Source organism: Streptomyces sp. NPDC043996, from assembly GCF_056435225.1.
The window spans coordinates 233,630-247,488 of sequence record NZ_JBWKEY010000015.1; the positions used below are offsets into that span (position 1 = coordinate 233,630).

General features: G+C 74.0%; 15 protein-coding genes. 6 read left to right on the forward strand and 9 right to left on the reverse strand.

What is annotated here, in order from left to right; genetic code table 11:
- Window positions 1–181: 181 nt before the first annotated feature.
- Window positions 182–2,077 (forward strand): transglycosylase domain-containing protein, encoded by a 1,896-nt coding sequence (locus AC07A4_RS33710; RefSeq protein ID WP_478606183.1) that lies wholly within the window; start codon window positions 182–184, stop codon window positions 2,075–2,077.
- A 45-nt stretch (window positions 2,078–2,122) separates the two neighbouring features.
- Here AC07A4_RS33710 and AC07A4_RS33715 read toward each other — a convergent pair whose 3' ends face one another.
- From AC07A4_RS33715 to AC07A4_RS33730, 4 genes are all read right to left on the reverse strand, one after another.
- Window positions 2,123–3,364, reverse strand: coding sequence for a polysaccharide deacetylase family protein (locus tag AC07A4_RS33715; RefSeq protein ID WP_478606270.1), 1,242 nt, complete (start codon window positions 3,362–3,364; stop codon window positions 2,123–2,125).
- Between the two features lie 325 nt (window positions 3,365–3,689).
- Entirely contained in the window at window positions 3,690–3,902 is a 213-nt protein-coding gene (locus AC07A4_RS33720; RefSeq protein WP_478606185.1) for a hypothetical protein, read from the reverse strand.
- 115 nt (window positions 3,903–4,017) lie between these two features.
- Window positions 4,018–4,902: an ABC transporter permease gene (locus AC07A4_RS33725; RefSeq protein WP_478606187.1), complete on the reverse strand. Its 885-nt coding sequence runs from the start codon at window positions 4,900–4,902 to the stop codon at window positions 4,018–4,020.
- Complete coding sequence (locus tag AC07A4_RS33730) at window positions 4,899–5,798, reverse strand: ABC transporter ATP-binding protein (RefSeq protein ID WP_478606189.1); 900 nt, start codon at window positions 5,796–5,798, stop codon at window positions 4,899–4,901. The genes AC07A4_RS33725 and AC07A4_RS33730 overlap by 4 nt, the downstream gene beginning before the upstream one ends.
- A gap of 280 nt (window positions 5,799–6,078) precedes the next feature.
- Between AC07A4_RS33730 and AC07A4_RS33735 the strand changes: the two genes are divergently transcribed.
- Window positions 6,079–7,014: a GbsR/MarR family transcriptional regulator gene (locus AC07A4_RS33735; RefSeq protein WP_478606191.1), complete on the forward strand. Its 936-nt coding sequence runs from the start codon at window positions 6,079–6,081 to the stop codon at window positions 7,012–7,014.
- A 102-nt stretch (window positions 7,015–7,116) separates the two neighbouring features.
- Here AC07A4_RS33735 and AC07A4_RS33740 read toward each other — a convergent pair whose 3' ends face one another.
- The 5 genes from AC07A4_RS33740 to AC07A4_RS33760 all read right to left on the reverse strand — a co-directional run bounded on the left by AC07A4_RS33740 (window position 7,117) and on the right by AC07A4_RS33760 (window position 10,745).
- On the reverse strand, window positions 7,117–8,088 hold the full coding sequence (locus AC07A4_RS33740; RefSeq protein ID WP_478606193.1) for a hypothetical protein: 972 nt from the start codon (window positions 8,086–8,088) through the stop codon (window positions 7,117–7,119).
- Between the two features lie 139 nt (window positions 8,089–8,227).
- A complete protein-coding gene (locus AC07A4_RS33745; protein WP_478606195.1) occupies window positions 8,228–8,869 on the reverse strand; it encodes a hypothetical protein in 642 nt (213 codons plus the stop codon).
- On the reverse strand, window positions 8,866–9,909 hold the full coding sequence (locus AC07A4_RS33750; RefSeq protein ID WP_478606198.1) for a DUF6286 domain-containing protein: 1,044 nt from the start codon (window positions 9,907–9,909) through the stop codon (window positions 8,866–8,868). The genes AC07A4_RS33745 and AC07A4_RS33750 overlap by 4 nt, the downstream gene beginning before the upstream one ends.
- Window positions 9,906–10,091, reverse strand: coding sequence for a hypothetical protein (locus tag AC07A4_RS33755; protein ID WP_478606200.1), 186 nt, complete (start codon window positions 10,089–10,091; stop codon window positions 9,906–9,908). The genes AC07A4_RS33750 and AC07A4_RS33755 overlap by 4 nt, the downstream gene beginning before the upstream one ends.
- 138 nt (window positions 10,092–10,229) lie before the next feature.
- On the reverse strand, window positions 10,230–10,745 hold the full coding sequence (locus AC07A4_RS33760) for an Asp23/Gls24 family envelope stress response protein (RefSeq protein WP_478606202.1): 516 nt from the start codon (window positions 10,743–10,745) through the stop codon (window positions 10,230–10,232).
- A gap of 205 nt (window positions 10,746–10,950) precedes the next feature.
- On the opposite strand from AC07A4_RS33760, the gene AC07A4_RS33765 reads away from it, so the two are divergent.
- The 4 genes from AC07A4_RS33765 (at window position 10,951) to AC07A4_RS33780 (ending at window position 13,823) form a co-directional block, all read left to right on the forward strand.
- The gene (locus tag AC07A4_RS33765; protein WP_478606205.1) at window positions 10,951–11,538 is read left to right on the forward strand and encodes an RNA polymerase sigma factor; all 588 of its coding nucleotides are present in this window, start codon (window positions 10,951–10,953) and stop codon (window positions 11,536–11,538) included.
- Complete coding sequence (locus AC07A4_RS33770) at window positions 11,529–12,326, forward strand: hypothetical protein (RefSeq protein ID WP_478606207.1); 798 nt, start codon at window positions 11,529–11,531, stop codon at window positions 12,324–12,326. Before AC07A4_RS33765 ends, AC07A4_RS33770 begins: the two co-directional genes overlap by 10 nt.
- Window positions 12,320–12,700: an Asp23/Gls24 family envelope stress response protein gene (locus tag AC07A4_RS33775; protein WP_478606209.1), complete on the forward strand. Its 381-nt coding sequence runs from the start codon at window positions 12,320–12,322 to the stop codon at window positions 12,698–12,700. The genes AC07A4_RS33770 and AC07A4_RS33775 overlap by 7 nt, the downstream gene beginning before the upstream one ends.
- Before the next feature lie 253 nt (window positions 12,701–12,953).
- Window positions 12,954–13,823: a universal stress protein gene (locus AC07A4_RS33780; RefSeq protein ID WP_478606211.1), complete on the forward strand. Its 870-nt coding sequence runs from the start codon at window positions 12,954–12,956 to the stop codon at window positions 13,821–13,823.
- Window positions 13,824–13,859: the final 36 nt, after the last annotated feature.

Here is a 13,859-nt window from a genome sequence, read left to right on the forward strand (position 1 = left end):
GGCGTTGGGGGGCCGTGGCCGGAGTGGACCGACGGGGCGGCGCAGGAAGCCCGGGGGGCGGCGCCGGGCACGGTCCGGCGGTGGCATATCCGGCGCGGGCGCGGCCCGTGGGCGGCTGCGGCGACTGCGGTGGCTGCGTCCCGCGTACCCCCGTCCTGGCCGCAGCGGTTGGCGGCGGTGGGTGCCCTCGTGGCGCCAGTGGCTGTGCGCCGGTCTGTACGTGGTCTTCGGCCTGGCCGGCTTCGTCGCGATCGCCTACGCCACCACGGACATACCGGATGACCTCAACTCGTTCGCCACACAACAGGACAACGTGTACTACTGGTCCGACGGCACCGTCATGGCCAGGACCGGCTGGGTCATCCGGCAGGAGATCCCGCTGGACAAGGTGCCGCGGAAGGTCCAGGGAGCCGTCCTCGCGGCCGAGAACGCCAGCTTCTACTCGGACGCCGGGGTCTCGCCGTCCGGCGTCCTGCGGGCCGTGCGCGCCGCGGTGACCGGCGGGGAGACCCAGGGCGGGTCCACCATCACGCAGCAGTACGTGAAGAACGTCTATCTCAGCCAGGACCGCACCCTCTCCCGGAAGTTCACCGAGCTCCTGCTCGCCGTGAAACTGGACAACCGGACGAGCAAGAAGGAGATCCTGCGGGACTACCTCAACACCAGCTGGTTCGGGCGCGGCACCTACGGCATCCAGCGCGCCTCGCACGCGTACTACCGCAAGGACGTCTCCCAGCTCAACGCCAGCGAAGGCGCCTTCCTGGCGGCGCTCCTCAAGGGGGCCGGGCTCTATGACCCCGCCGTCAGCGAGGCGAACCACCAGCGGGCCGTCGAACGCTGGCGGTGGATCCTGGACCGCATGGTCGAGACCGGCCACCTGACGCGCGCGGAGCGCGCCACGTACACGAAGTTCCCCGAGCCCACGGGGCCCGGCACCGGTGGCATTCCGGGCGCGCAGACCGGCTACCTGGTGGAGCTGGCGAAGCGGCACGCGCTCAAGGCCGGGCACATCAAGGAAGCCGACTACGACCTCGGCGGCTACCAGATCCACACGACCTTCGACCGGGCCCGCACCAAGGCCCTCACCGCCGCCGTCCACAAGGCCGAGAAGGACTTCGACGCCGAGCGGCGGCCCCGCACCGACAAGCACGCCAGGATCGGCGCCGCGTCCGTCGCCCCGGACGGACGCCTGCTCGCCATGTACGGCGGCGCCGACTATCTGAAGCAGGGGTTCAACCAGGCGAACGCGACGACCATCCCCGTCGGTTCGGCGTTCACCCCGTTCGTCTACGCCGCCGCGCTCGACGAAGGCGTGCAGCGCACCCGTGGCGCGGCCCGCGTCCCCGTCTCGCCCGGCAGCGTCTACGACGGCGACGACCGGATCGCCGTGCGGACGCCGGAGGGGCCGTACTGGGACCGCAGCGGCAAAGTGGTCAAGGGCCGCAACGACGGGGGCCGCGACTGGGGCCGGGTGAGCCTGCGGCGGGCCGTCGCGGACTCCGTCAACACCCCCATGCTGCAGCTCGGCCTCGACGTCGGGCTCGACCGGGTGGAGTCGTACGCCCTGCGCGCGGGGCTGCTCGAAGCCAGCCTCGGGGAGCGGATCCCCACCTTCGCGCTCGGGGAGAACTCGACGCCCAGCGCCATCCGGATGGCCGGGGCGTATCAGACCTTCGCCGCCCAAGGCACGCACACCGACCCGTACTCGGTGACCTCGGTCACCCGCGCCGGCGCGGAGGTGCCGCTCACGCGGCCGAAGCCCGTCCGGGCGATGTCGCGGCGGGCCGCTGGAGCGGTCATGGACGCCCTGCGGGCCACCATGACCGGGGGGTCGGGCGCGGCGGTCGGCGCGGCGCACCCGGGCGCCGTGGGCAAGACCGGGACGACCGCAGGGAACAAGGCGGGCTGGTTCGTGGGGGGAACCGAGGCGGAGACCACCGCCGTGGTCGTCTACCGCATGTCGCTGACCGATCTGGTGCCGCTGTCGCTGACCGGGCTCGGCGGCGACGCCCGCCGCACCCCCGGCAGCGCGCGGGCGGCCGACTTGTGGGCCGACTACGTCAAGGCGCTGCGGTAGGCGGGGCCGCCCGCCGCGAGGCGGCGGACGGCGGCCCGGCCCCGGTCAGCGGACGAGGGACTTCCAGGTCGGTGCCTGCGCGGGGTCGAGCATGCGCAGCCGGGCCAGGACCTTCGGGTCCTGGACGTCGAGCCAGTCCGCGAGCTCCCGGAACGACACGCACCGCACGCCCCGGCGCGGGCACACGTCCCGCATCACGTCCTCGACGGCGTCCATGTAGATGCCCCCGTTCCAGTCCTCGAAGTGGTTGCCGATGAACATCGGCGCCCGGCTGCCGTTGTAGACCCGGTTGAAGCCGTTCAGGTACGAGGTGCGGACCTGTTCCTCCCAGGCCGCGAACTTCTCCGGGTCGCCCTGAGTCTTGTCACCGGACTGGTGGTAGAGGAAGTTGAAGTCCATGGAGAGGACTTGCACCTCTTTGCCCTGCAAGGGGAGGAGTTGCAGGGGGAAGTTCCATATTCCGTCCTTCTTGGACGGCCATATCTGGAAGTCTCCCGAGGAGCTCGCGTCATAGCGCCAGCCGAGCGGCTTGATCGCGGTCAGGAGGTTCTTCTGTCCCTCCAGGCAGGGCGCGCGCCCACCGACCACTTCCCGGTCCGGGTCGAACGGCAGCGGCGCCTCCTGGGCGAAGCCGGTGTTGGTCTTCCACTTCTTGATGAACCCATACGTCTGGTCGATCTCGCTCCGCCACTCCTTGGGGCTCCAGTCCCCGCCGCCCTTGGGGCCGCAGAAGTGTCCGTTGAAGTGCGAACCGATCTCGTGGCCGTCCTTCCAGGCGCCGCGCAGCTGCCCGAGCGTGGTCTGGATGTGGGGGACGGTCGGGTACGAGATGGCGGCCGCCCCCGGGCCGTGCTGCGGCGGGCGGTAGAGGGACTTCTTGCTCTCCGGCAGCAGGTAGATGCCGGTGAGGAAGAAGGTCATATGGGCCTTGCTCTCCTTGGCCACCCGGCGGAAGTGGGAGAAGCGGTGGTCGTCGCCCTCCAGCGCGCCGTCCCAGGAGAAGACCACGAACTGCGGTGGCTTCTCGCCGGGTTTGAGCTTCTTGGGCTTGGACTGCCCGGGCTGCGGTCCGGTGTAGGAGGTGGAGCCGTCGCCGAGGACCCGGACCTTGCCGTCCCACTTCTCCTCGTCGTCCTTGGCGCGCTTCGCGGCGCCCCCCTCGGCGGCATCGTGCGCGGGTGCCGCGTGCCGGGCCTCGCCGCGCCGTCCGGGGTCGTCGTCGCCGAGGGTGAGGACGTACGCGGCGGCCGCCCCGCCCAGGGCCAGCACGGCCGCACCGATGCCCAGGCGCCTGCGCTGCCGCGCCCTCTCGCGGGCCTTGCGGGCGGCGCGGGACTCCGTCCGCGCGTAGGTGGTGCGCTCGGTCTCAACCACTGCGGTCCTCCCCGGTGTTCATCGCAGCGGGGCCGCGCACGGATGCTTTGTATGAATATAGGACTACACGGCGCGCCTTCTTTACTCCGGGTGGGTCACATGGCAGCGGGAAGCCCGGCACCGGGCATCTGAGGCGGGTGGTGGGCCCGCGACCCACGTAAAAGAACGCGGAGCGACGGCCGAGGTGCGCCTGTCGCTCCGCGTTCGGGATCTTCGTACCGGCCCGTGGCGGGGGGTGTCAGAGGAGCTTCGGCAGCCCGAGGTTGTTGATCAAGGGGCCTTCGATGGAGATGCCTTCGGTGATCAGCGACTCGGGCGCGGGCAGGAGCGGTACGGGGTTCGCCGGGGCGATGCGCGGCGCGGGGGCGGCGGGGGCGGCGGCGGCCGGGGCGGCGAGCGCCCCGGTGAGGGCGAGCGAGCCGAGCAGGACCGCGGTCAGGCGTCGGTGCATGGAGTGCCTTTCTGGTGAGGGGCCGAAGCGCGTCATGGCTGCCCAGGCCGGGGCGGGTGGATGCGTGAAGTCCCTCGTACGAGGGGCGGGCGGCACCCGCCCCGGGCGGCGGCGGTCAGCCGATGCGCCGCAGTGCCCTCTCGCGGCGCTCCGCCACGCTCGACCCCGACTCGCGGCGCGCCATGCGGCGCAGCACGACCGGGGCCACGAGCAGCCCGAGCAGCGCCCACGCGCCGAGGACACCGGCGGTCTCCCACTGCCGCCAGGAGTCGCCGAGCTCCACCTCGGCCGCCGCGTCGGGCAGCAGCGCCGAGCGCATGCCGAGGCCGAGCCAGTAGATCGGGGAGCACTGGGCGACGGCCTGGAGCCAGCCGGGCAGCGACGCCAGCGGGTAGAAGATGCCCGAGACGGCGATCAGGCCCATGACCGGCAGCTGGACGAGGCCCTGGGCGCGGGCGCTCGGGAAGAGCGAGCCCAGGACCGCGCCCAGCGGCAGGGTCGCCGCCATGCCGAGGACGAGGACCCAGGCCAGCGTCAGCCACGATCCCGCGCGATCGGCCACAAGCCCTTCGATGAGGAACAGGCCGGGCACCAGCAGGATCGTGAGGTCGGCGAGCAGACCACCGGCCACGGAGACGACCTTGCCGGTCAGATAGCTGCGCATGCCGTGGGGCGTCGCCTTGGCGCGCAGCAGCGTGCCGTCCTCGCGCTCGGCGGTGAGCAGCTGGCTCATGGTGACCATGCCCATGGCGGCGTTCATGCCGAGCATGCTGGGCAGCGCCAGCGTGCCGAGCGCGAGTCCGGTGGCCCCGAACTCCCTGTCCCGCAGGAAGAACAGGGCGATCACCATGAGGGACGGCCACAGCAGGTGGGACACGAGGTCAGGGCCGTTGGTGAACGACTGGCGCAGCTCGATCGCACCGCGGCTCGCCCCGGCGCGCAGCGCCGTGACGGCCGGCCGCGTGCGGCCTGAAAGGCAGGGCGGGTAGGGGGAGTTCACCGGGCCGCCGCCTCCCGCTGTCGCACCAGCTCCAGGTACGTGTCCTCCAGGGAGGCCCGGCGCACCTCCAGTTCGTCGATCGCCTCGCCGTGCTCGTCGAGCAACTCCCGTACGAACGCCGTGGAGGCGGTGGTCGAGTGCGTGTACCGCCGTCCGCCGCGCGTCCAGCGCACCTCGTCCGCGCCCACGATGCGGCGCGCGAGCTCGTCCGCGGTGCCGTCCGCGACGATGCGGCCGCCGGACAGGATCAGGATGCGGTCGGCGAGCTTGTCGGCCTCGGCGAGGTCGTGCGTGGTGAGCAGGATGGTGGTGCGGTGGTCGGCGGCGAGGCGCTGGACCAGGTCGTGGAACTCGTAGCGGGCCTTGGGGTCGAGCCCTGCGGTCGGCTCGTCGAGGAAGAGCAGCTCGGGGCGGCCGACGAGACCGATGGCCACGTCGAGGCGGCGCCGCTGGCCGCCGGACAGCGCCTTGATCTTGAGGTCGGCCCGCGCGGTGAGGCCGACGGCGTCGAGGAGGCCGACGGTGTCCCAGGGCCGGGGGACGGCGTCGGTGGCGTACGGGGCGTAGTGCGCGCCGAGGTGTTCGAGCAGTTCGCGCACGCGCCACTTGCCGTGGTCGCGCCACGACTGCAGGACGACGCCGAGGCGGGCGCGCCAGCGCTCGTCGCCGTGCGCCGGGTCGGCGCCGAGCACCCGGACCCGGCCCGCCGAGCGCGTCCGGAAGCCCTCCAGGATCTCGATCGTGGTCGTCTTGCCCGCGCCGTTCGGCCCGAGCAGGGCGAGGACTTCGCCGTGCCGGGCGCGGAAGGACACGTCGTGCAGTACGTCGGTCGTGCCGTAGCGCATGCGGAGCCCGTCGACGTCGAGGACGACGTCGGCCGCGCTGATGGTCGTCATGGGTCCACCGTGGAGTTCGGGAATGGGAGTTCGAGAGTTAGGGGGTTCAGGCGTTCAGGAGGTTCAGGCTGTTCATGCGCCGCGAAAGCTACGTTGCGTTTATGGGGTGGTCAATGAGGAGCGTTCATTGTGCGGCCGGATTTCTAGGGAGTTATTGCCTTTCGGTGCAATGGAGTTGTCCGTAAACGCAATACCTCCCTCTCTGTCGTTGCAATGAGATGACCGTCAACGCATACTGGCCGCGCCAGCGGTGAGGACAGGTGAGCGGAAGGCGGGGGCGATGCCCGGAGGCAGGCTGAGCCATGAGGACCGGCGGCGGGTCGCGGCCGGGCTCGCCGACGGGCTCGGGTACGCGGAGATCGCCCGGCGGCTCGCCCGGCCGACGTCGACCATCAGCAGGGAAGTGGCCCGCAACGGCGGACCGTGCGGCTATCGCGCGGACCACGCCCAGCACGCCACCGCCCGCCGCGCCCGCAGGACGGCCACGGCCGCCGCGCGCGGGGCGGCGCCCGACGCCGGGCCGGGGCGTGACGCCGAGGCGGTGCACTCGTTCCTCGCGCGGTTCGCCGAACTGATGGCGCACACCGGTGTGCCGAGAATGGCGGCCCGTGTCCTCGCGGGCATCGTCACGACCGACTCCGGCGCGCTGACGGCCGCCGAACTGGTCGCCCGGCTGCGGGTGAGTCCCGCGTCGGTCTCCAAGGCCGTGCAGTACTTGGAGCGGCTGGATGTGGTGCGGCGCGAGCGCGTGCCCGCCGGGCGGCGCGAGCGCTACGTCATCGACGACGACGTCTGGCTGCGCACCTGGCTGACCAGTGCCCGTACGCACGCGATGGTGGCCGACACCGTCCAGGCGGGAGTCGAGGTCCTCGGCCCTGACACGGCCGCGGGCGCCCGCCTCGCCGCCATGGGGCGGTTCTTCACGAGCCTCAGCGACGACATGGCGGGCGGCTCCACGGCGGACGCCTTCGCCGACGCCCTGACGCTGCTCGCCGCGCTCGTCCACGCCGGAACGCCCCTGAGCGCCGGGCAGTTGGCGGCCGCGCTCGGCTGGTCACCGGACCGGGTGGCGGCGGCCCTGCGCGACGCCGCGCTCCACCCGGACATCGCCGACCCGCTCGCACTGCGCAGCGGCGACGACGGGAGGCACACCGTCGTGGCACGGGCCGAGCGGCTCACCACGGCACAGCGTGAGGCACTGCGCCGGGTGCCGTGACCGGGCGGTGTGATCGGGTGCCGTGACTGGGCGGTGTGATCGGGTGCCGTGACTGGGCGGTGTGATCGAGCGGCGCGGCTCAGCCCCGCACTAGCCTCGCGCTCAGCCCCGCGCTTGGACCCGACGTGCCAGGTCGCTGGCGCTGCGCATCAGTTCGGCGGCCTTCGTCGCGTAGTCCGGCTGGTCGTCCACCGGCCCGTACCGCAGATCGATGAGGACCGTCCCCACCCGTGCCTTCACGATCACGTTGTCCTCGTCCATATCCGGATCCGTGTAGATCACGGCACGGCTCTCTTCGCCGAACCTCGGCATCGAGATCGTGGTGGGCCTGCCGTTCGGGCCCCAGTCGAGCGCTGTCTCGTACACCTGCGCCGCGACGCGCGCGTTCGGGCAGGCGCGCACGCGGAACTCGGCGTCAAGGCCTCTGACCTCCATGGAGTCGTAGGAGCCGCCCCCTTGGTGACACTTGCCCAGGTCCCCGGTGCCCGCGCCGCGCTCACCCTCCGGCGCCCAGCCCGTGGGCAGGTCCCCCGCCGCCGGTACGACCTCCTTGGTCTCGGCCACGCTCAGCGCCCGCGCCACCGGGCCGCTCCCGCCGCCACCGCCGGGGGAGTCGTCCGTGGTGAAGACCCGCACCCCGCCGTAGGAGAGGAGGGCGGCCAGGGCGAGGCCCGTCACCGCCCAGGCCATGATTCCGCCGGGCGTGGACGGCTTGTTGACGGTCATGGGCCCCACGGAGATCTGGGCCCGGGAGACCTGACTTCCCGTGATCAGGACGCTGCCGGTGGCCTGCGTCGTGGGCGCGTTCAGGTGGTACGTGAGGGTGTGGCCCAGTCGGGGGTCGGCCGCGACCTCCTCCCGGAGCACCTCCTCGGCCTCGCGGCGCGCCGCCGGATCGGTGCCGTCGGCGTCGAGCCCGGCCAGCGCGAGCCGACCGCGCTGCGATGTCCCCAGCCGTTCCCGTACGACCTGGACGACCGCGGCGCCCGCCTGTTCGCCGACGCCGGTCGCCGTTCCCGTCACGACCGCCGCGAGCACTCCGACGGCCACCGTGGCAAGGTCATCGGTCTGCATCACACCCCCGTTGGACACAGCAATCCCAGCAATCCCAGCGAACAACAGCGATCGACAGCGATCCGCCGCGATGAGGAGCCCATGGTCGTCCCTCATCGCGGCGACGGGACCCCCTTGCGCGCGAGAGGCCGAAAATCGCTCATCGCAACGTCCGCGGCGGCTGCTCGGACGGTGCCACGCGCCGCCTCAGTGGTACGGATCTCGGGCGGCGGGGTGGCCGGGAGCGGGTCGTCAGCCGGACCTCCGCGTCCAGGGTGCGCGGCGCCACAGCCGCACGGGCCTCGTCGACGGCGGCGTGGGTGAGCCGCGTGAGGGTGGCCGCCGGTGCCGCGCCGGGCGCCAGAGCCACCGTGAGGAGGACCCGCAGGCGTCGCGGACGGCCCAGGAGGCGGACCTGGGCGCGCTCCACCCCGGGGACGGACCGGGCCCGCTCGGCCATGGCCGCCGCCAGGGCCGAACCGGAGAGGGTGACGGCGGCGTGCCCCAGGGGGAGCCGCCGCAGCCTGCCCGACCGGATCTCGTAGGCCGCCCAGGCCAGCAGGAGCAGGGTCCCCAGGCAGAGGGCGGCGATCACGGCGGCGGGCCACCAGGCCTGGTCCCGCCACCGGTCGAGGTCCGACACGTCCAGCCAGACCCGGTCGGTGGCGAGGCGCGGCCAGGCGTCCGGGAGCCGACGGCGCACCGGCCCGGTCGTGGTCGCGAGGACCGCGCCCCCGCCCACGGCCAGGACGCCGAGGGCGAGGAGCGCCGCCCGGTTCGTCCCCCCGCGCACCCGGCTCATCGCGGCACCTCGGCGGTCGCGTCGGCCTCCGGGACGGCACCTGTGTCCAGGGCAGGGGACTCCGGTGCGCCCGCCCCGGCCGCCTCGGCTTCCCAGACCTCCGGACCCGACCGCAGGCGTACCCGCGGCCGGAGGCGGCCCGCGAGGCCGCACGCGTCCAGCGCCTCCGTCGCCGCCTGCCGCACCGCCTCCCGCGTGTCGTGCCGGTCGCCGAAGTCGTGCTCGGCGCGCACCCGGGCGCTGCGGCGGCCGACGCGCACGGCGGCCCGGCGGACCGTCGGCACCTCGGTGACCGCGTCCCGCACCAGGGCCGCGACCGCGCGGCGTTCGACGGCGGCCCGCGTGCCGCTGTCGGGGGAAGCCATCGGCAGCCACCCCCGGCGGCCGGGGGTGACCGCGAGGACGATCAGCCACACCCCGAGCGCGGACACCGCGCAGGCGGCGAGCGCGGTCGCGGTACCGCCGTCCGGGCCGTGCGCCGCCAGCCAGTCGACGAGACGCACCCGCCAGGCCGCCGGGGGCTGCCCGGCCGCGCGCACGGCCACCACGTCGTACAGCGCCACCGCGCACCCGGCGGCCGCGGCCAGCGCGAGGAGCGCGACCGGGAGACGGCGCTGGGACCACGGCCGTCCGGCGCGGCGCGCGGCGGTGGGGGTGGACTCCCACGTGCCGGGCGGGTGGGGCGCGGTGTCGCTTCCGGGCGGCCGCCGGGTCAGTCCGCGCACCCGCACCTCGGCCAACGGCACGTCCAGGCCGGTCAGTTCGGCGGTCCGCGCGGTCACGTGCCGCTGCACCGCGCGGGCGGTGTCGTCCAGTACGACCGGGTACGGCAGGGCGACGGTGACGCCCACGCGGGCGGAGCGCCCCCGCACCGCCGCCGCGCCCCCGCTGACCCGCACTGCCCCCGGCACCGGAGCCTCCGTCGCGGCGCGCTCCGCGACGCGGCGCACGGCCCGGTCGGCGACCGTGGTGGTGCCGCGCCGCGCGGCGGGCGTACGCGGCCGCGTCCCGTCGGGCACCGGCGCCACAGGCGCGCTCATCGGCGCTCCCGGTGGCGGCCACCGAGGAACTCGGCCAGGCCGACGCCGTCGTCCACAAGGCGCCCGGCCACGAAGCCGACCGCGCCAAGGGCGGCGACGAGCAGGAAGGCGCCGAAGCCGCCGAACCAGCCGGCGAATCCCAGGGCCATGCCTACGAACAGGCCGGTCAGAGCTGTACTCACCACTCACCTCACGTCAGGGGAAGCCACAGGGGAAAGCAGCAGAAGAAAAAAGATGAAGAAGAAAGAGAAGAAAGAGAAGAAAGAGGGGACGGGCGCGGTGGGGCGCGGCGCGGAGGCGGGTCCGCGCCGCGCGTGGGGTCACTCGACGCGGGTCGACTCGCCGTCCCCCGTGTCGTCGTCGGGCAGGTGCACGTCGTTGACGGCGACGTTGACCTCGACGACCTCCAGGCCGGTGATGCGCTCCACGGCGGCGATGACGTTCTCGCGCACGTCGTGGGCGACGTCGGTGATCGGTACGCCGTAGTCGACGACGATGTCGAGGTCGATGGCGGTCTGGCGTTCGCCGACCTCGACCTTGACGCCGCGGCCGACGTTGGAGCGGCCGCCGGGGACGCGGTCGCGGACGGCGCCGATGGCGCGGGAGAGGCCGCCGCCCATGTCGTACACGCCCGGGATCTCGCGTGCGGCCATGCCCGCGATCTTGACCACGACGACATCGGCGATGGACGTCTTGCCGCGCGTCGCCGCGGGCTCGTCGGCGCCGGTCCGGCCGCTGAGCGTGGTGGCGCCGGGGGCGTTGCGAGCCCTGTCGCCCGTGGCCTTCTCCGTGCTCACGGGCGCCTTCGCCTGCGTGGCCGGTTCCTGGATTGCCATGGACATCTCCTCGTCTCACAGTGCGTCCGTTCGGGACGCCCGTCGGGATGTTCGGGGTGCTCTTCCGGTTCGACACGGGAACGAGACCCGGTGTTACGCATCCGGAAGGACTTCTCCGGCGGAATGGGTATCCGTCACCTCCGCCGCGTAACGCGGAGGGGCCGACACGGGTCGTATGAGCAGGAACAGCGGAAAGGAGCCCTGTGTGCCCGGGGACGAGGGCGGGACGCCGAGGGAAGCCGACGCTTCCGCGGGCCACGACGACGCGTTGCTCGCGGTGCGAGCCGCGGAGGGCGACGAGGACGCGTTCGAGACACTGGTGCTGCGCCACGGCCCCCGGCTGCTGCGGCTTGCCACTCGGTTGCTCGGCAGCCCGACCGAAGCGGAGGACGCGGTGCAGGAATCGTTCGTGAGTGCCTGGCGCAGACTGCCGGAGTTCCGCCGCGACGCCCGCTTCAGCACCTGGACGCACCGCATCGTCACCAACCGGTGCCTCAACGTCCTGCGGGCCAGACGGCCCGTCACCGCCCTGGACGCGGCGCCCGAGCTCGCCGCGCCCGAGCACCAGGTCTCGCCCGCGCGTGTCGTCGAGGGACACGCCGCGGTCGCCGATCTGACGAAGGCGATGGAAGGGCTCTCGGCCGAGCAGCGGGTGTGCTGGGTGCTCCGGGAACTGGACGGGATGGAGTACGAGGCGGTGGCGGAGGCCGTCGGCATCAGCCCCGGAGCGGCACGCGGCCGGGTGTTCCGGGCGCGGCGTCACCTGATGGAGACGATGGCGGCATGGCGGTGAACGAGAACGGCGCGCCCGGCACGGGCGAGGGGACGCGGACGCCGTACGACGGCAGCGGCCCCGACGACGAACTGCTGCCCTGCGGACGGTCCCTGGCCGAGGTCTGGGAGGCCGCGGAGGAGGGAGCGGGGGAGGCCGCGGAGGAGGGAACGGAGGAGGGAGCTGCGGGAGCGGAGTCAGGAGCGCCGGACGCGCACGCCCGGGCCTGCGCTTACTGCGCGTCGGCGCTCGACGGCTTCCGCGAACTTCAGGGCGTCGTGGCGCACGCCCGTGACGCGCAGTGGTCCGCACGGCCGGGGGACACCGTCGCGCTCAGCGCCCGGATCATGGACGTGGTGCGGCTCGAACTGCGGCCCGGCCGCACCCTGCCCCTGGGCGAGGCCGACGAGGACGCGTGGATCGTGGAGGCCGCCGCCGCCCGCAGGTTCCGGGAGGCCGCCGAGTCGCTGCCGGGGGTGCGGGCGGGCAGCTGCCGGGTGGCGCCCGGCGAACCGGACGCGGATACGGCCACGGACGCGGCCACGGCCAGGGCGGCGGATGCCCGGCACGGGCCGCCGCGCACGCCGGTCACGGTCCGGATCGAGGTGGCGGTGGCCGGCTTCTGGGAGCTTCCGAAGGTGGCGGACCGCGTACGGCAGCGGATCGCGCGGGCGGCGGACGACGCCCTGGGCCTGCGGCTGGGAGCGGTCGACGTGGTGATCACCGACCTGATCGCCGACGTGACCGACGACGTGACCGACGACGTGACGGACGACGACGCGCACAGGAACGGAGAACGACGGTGCTGACAGAAGGAGCGGCAGGCGGGGCGGCGCAGGACAGCCACCGGCTCATCGGCGCCCTCGCGGACGCGGTCCGCGCCACCCCCGGCGTCGCCTTCCTCCGCCCCGGCCTGGCCGGGCGCCTGCGTGCCGTGGCCACGGCCTCTCGGCCGGCGCCCGACGCGGCTTGTGGGGCGGCTTCCGCCATCCGCGTCCGGGGCGCGGGCCAGCGGGGAGCCGGGGACGGCCTGAGCGTGGAGGTGTTCGTGGTCGTGCACCGGGGCCACCGGGCCGTCGATGTCACGCGCGCCGTCCGCGCCTCGGTGACGCGGGCCGTGCGTGCCGCGCTGCCGGAGGTGGCGCGGGTGCGCGTGACGGTGACGGTGAGCGGAGACGTCTGACGGCGCCGTCCTTCCCGCCGCGGGCCGGGGCGTCAGGACGGGGGAGCGCCAAGAGAGGCCGAGAGAGGCCAAGAGGGGACGCGGGCGACGGGGGCAACAGGCCGATCGGCCTTTGTGTACAGGCCTGTTCGCCACTCGCGCGCGCGGCGCCGGAGTGCGAGCGTCGTGCGGGAAGGCCCTGAGGACCGTGCGGCGACCGGAGCCCTCGGGCCGGGCTGAGGACTTCACGACGAGACGAGAGGGGCGATGGCCCGTGGAGCATCCGTTGATCGTGGGCGTCGACGGCTCCGAGCCGAGCCTGCGGGCACTGGACTGGGCGGTCGACGAGGCCGTGCGCCAGGCGGTGCCGCTGCGGATCGTGCACGCGTCGAGCTGGGAGTGGTACGAGGGGCGGGAGCCGTCCTTCGGCATCAACCGGGCCCTGGTGCGCGCGCGGGCGGACCGCGTCGTCGCGGACGCCGCCGAGCGCGCCCACTGCCGCAGTTCCTCGGTCAAGGTCACGCGGCAGCTGCTCGACGAGGACCCGGCGGCCGCCCTCATCGGCCAGAGCCGCGAGGCCCACGCCGTGGTCGTCGGCAGCCGGGGCCGGGGCCAGCTCGCGGGGCTGCTCCTCGGCTCGGTCAGCCTGTCCGTCGCCGCCCACGCCGAGAGCCCGGTCCTGGTCGTGCGCGGCGAGGAGAAGAACGTCGGCGGCGGCTTCCGGCGCGTGGTCGTCGGCGTCGACGAGGCCGCCGACGCGCCGCACGCCCTCGACTTCGCCCTGCGGTGCGCGCGGCGGCGCGGCGCGGACGTCGAGGTCGTGCGCGCCTGGCGCTGCCCCGCCCACGAGGCGCCGGAGCCGCCGCGCCCCGCCGGAGCCACGGACGCCCACCAGCGGCACGCGGAGGACGCGGTGGACGAGGCCCTCGGCGGTCTGAACGGCGCCCTCGGCGCCGTCCCGGTGCACCGCAGGGTCGTCGAGGGCAGCGCCCGCACCGCCCTGCTCGGCGCCGCCGCCACCGCTGACCTGCTCGTCGTCGGCGCCCGCCGCCGCGAGGGGCACGTGGGGATGCAGCTGGGCTCGGTGAACCACGCGGTCCTGCACCACGCGGCGTGCCCGGTCGCCGTGGTGCCGCACGCCTGACCACCGGGCGTGCGCGGGGCGGGTGCCGGGTGGGTC